This is a genomic window from Desulfosarcina sp., from assembly GCF_041551955.1.
Taxonomy (GTDB): Bacteria; Desulfobacterota; Desulfobacteria; order Desulfobacterales; family Desulfosarcinaceae; genus Desulfosarcina.
The window spans coordinates 1-2,436 of record NZ_JBFELV010000582.1; the positions used below are offsets into that span (position 1 = coordinate 1).

Annotated in this window: 3 protein-coding genes; all 3 read left to right on the forward strand. The window is 55.0% G+C overall.

The genetic code is table 11. The annotated features are described in order from the left end of the window. The first annotated feature begins 154 nt into the window (after window positions 1-154). Window positions 155-391 carry a hypothetical protein gene (locus tag ABYV26_RS24435; RefSeq protein ID WP_372683956.1) on the forward strand — a complete coding sequence of 79 codons (237 nt, stop codon included), beginning with the start codon at window positions 155-157 and terminating at the stop codon, window positions 389-391. A gap of 397 nt (window positions 392-788) precedes the next feature. Beyond that, window positions 789-2,045 carry an ABC transporter substrate-binding protein gene (locus tag ABYV26_RS24440; RefSeq protein ID WP_372683957.1) on the forward strand — a complete coding sequence of 419 codons (1,257 nt, stop codon included), beginning with the start codon at window positions 789-791 and terminating at the stop codon, window positions 2,043-2,045. Between the two features lie 86 nt (window positions 2,046-2,131). Beyond that, on the forward strand, window positions 2,132-2,436 hold a 305-nt coding region (locus ABYV26_RS24445), incomplete at its 3' end, for an ATP-binding cassette domain-containing protein (protein WP_372683958.1).

Consider the following 2,436-nt stretch of genomic DNA (forward strand, 5'->3'; position numbering starts at 1 on the left):
GAGGCGGGCATGGCCACGCGCACGATCATCGGCGGCGCGCCGGTGACCCAGGCCTTTGCCGACCAGATCGGGGCCGACGGCTACAGCGCCGACGCGCCGGGGGCGGTCAAGCTGGTCAAGCAGTTGGTGGCGTAGGCCAGACGACGGAAGTCGGATGACCGAGTCTGAACCCCCCACCCCGAACCCCATCTCCTGCGGGCTGCCGGCGCGGCAGTTCATGAACCGGACCTTCATGACCATGGCGATCGCCATGGGCCTTGACGGTGCGATCATGAACCCGCTGGACTGCCGCATGATGGCCACGATCATCGCGGCCGAAGCGCTAGCCGGCCGGGACAACTTCTGCATGTACGACCTCAAGCCCTTTCGGGCCGGCATGTTCGAGGGGTAGGTTTCAGACGGACGTCATTTTCCCGTGTGCTTCCATCGAGGGGCATGGGACGACATGATTCTTGTTCCCCTGCGGTCGCCAAGTTTTTCCATTGCCTATCGGATCGAAGCGCAAATTAATTTTCACCTTGAAGCGCAAAATAGTTTGCAAATAAGAAAAATATTTTGCTTATGCGGCTTTCAGCGAAAACAGATGCAATTTTGATCACTTCCGAAATAATTAGTTAACAAATCGTTGTCAATGGAAAAAATTGATTTCAAGATATCATTTTTGATTGAATGAATATGAATCAGTTGTTGCGGTATGTTTATTGCGTTCGAATATTTAACTGCACGTAAGCGGCCTTATTTCTATTTCATCAAAGAGCGGTCAAACCCAAATCCCAATGGAGGAATCTATGAGAGGAAAGAAGCTGATAGTGAGTATGGTAATGGTTTGTTTTGCCCTGACCCTGTTTGCCGGCACTGCCATGGCGGCCAAAGTGCTGAAGGTCGGCGTCTTGGGCCCCTTTACCGGCCCGTCAGCCAAAAACGGTGCCGAATTCAAAGCCTCCGTGGAAATGGCTTTAGACAAGATCAACTACACGGTGGGTGACTACAAACTCGAGATTGTCTGGATCGACAGCCAGAGTGACCCGGCAAAGGCAGCCAGTGCCTATGCCGAAGCAGTGGAACGCAAGGGCATCGACTGCGCCATGCAGAATTGGCACAGTTCGGTTGCCGTGGCCGCCATGGATGTGGCTGCCCAGTATAAAATTCCCCACTGGTTCGGTTTCGGAGCCACCGAGGTGGTCAACCAGAAATGGCGCAGCGATCCCGAAAAATACAGCTACTGGGGCGGTAAAGGCTGGCCGATTCCAGCCAAGATGGCCCTGGGCTACGTCGAGTGCCTGGAAAACGCCATCGCCGCAGGTACCTGGAAACCCAAGAGCAAGACCGTCGCCATTTATGGCGAGGACAGCGACTGGGGCCGCAGCCTCGGTGGCGCCTTGAAAGGCTTTTTTGCCGATAAGGGGTGGGAGATTGTATCCGAAGATTACTTCCCGCTCACCCAGACCGACTTCTATCCGCTGCTGGGTAAATACAAGAAAGAAGGTGTCGCTGTATTGGCCGGCACCTCCACCGCCGCCCCGACGATGACGGCCTTTGTCAAGCAGGTCGGTGAAGTGGGCCTTAACTCAGTGGTCATCGCTGATGGCCTGGGCTGGATGGGTGATTGGTATACAATGGCCGGCCCCGCCTCCAACGGCGTGCTGGACATGATCCCCCAATTGACCACCAAGGAAGCCCAGCAGTGGGCCGCGGACATTAAGGCCAAGTATGGCTTCAACCCCAGCCCTTCGGCCGGTGGGTTGTGCTATGACGGCACCAACATGTTCATCAAGATCCTCAACAAAACTTTAGAGAAATACGGCAAACTGGACAAAGTCACCATCCACAAGACCTTTGTTGAAGAGGTCCACACGGGAAAGCTGACTTTTGGTAAAGCCGATGGCGCTCTGATCATGAACGAATACCGCTACACCCCCGAGAGTGTTCCGGATCCGGTGGTGGCCAAGGACGGCTATTACTTCCCGGTCATTCAATATACCAATGGCAAGGGCGACATCGTCTTTCCGGATGATTGGAAAGTCAAAGAGTTCCAGGCCAAATAAATCGATCCGCATCCCTGAAGGGCGGGGTCGGGAGCAACTCCCGGCCCCGCTGTTACAATGGACTCCGACTTAAAGAAAAGACGCTTATGATCGTACTGGAAACCAAAGAGTTAACCAAGCAGTTCGGCGGATTGACGGCGGTCAACGCGGTGTCCATGCACATCAACGAAGGCGATATTGTGGGGTTGATCGGACCCAACGGGGCAGGCAAGACCACGTTGGTCAACGCCATTGCCGGTTTGAACCCGCCCACTTCGGGCCAGGTGTTCATGTTCGGCGAGAACACGACTGGCAAGACCCCGGAGAAGATGTGCCGGCGCCGATTGTCGCGCACCTTTCAGATCCCGGTTCCCTTTCCCAAAATGACCGTGCTGGAAAACGTGATGACCGC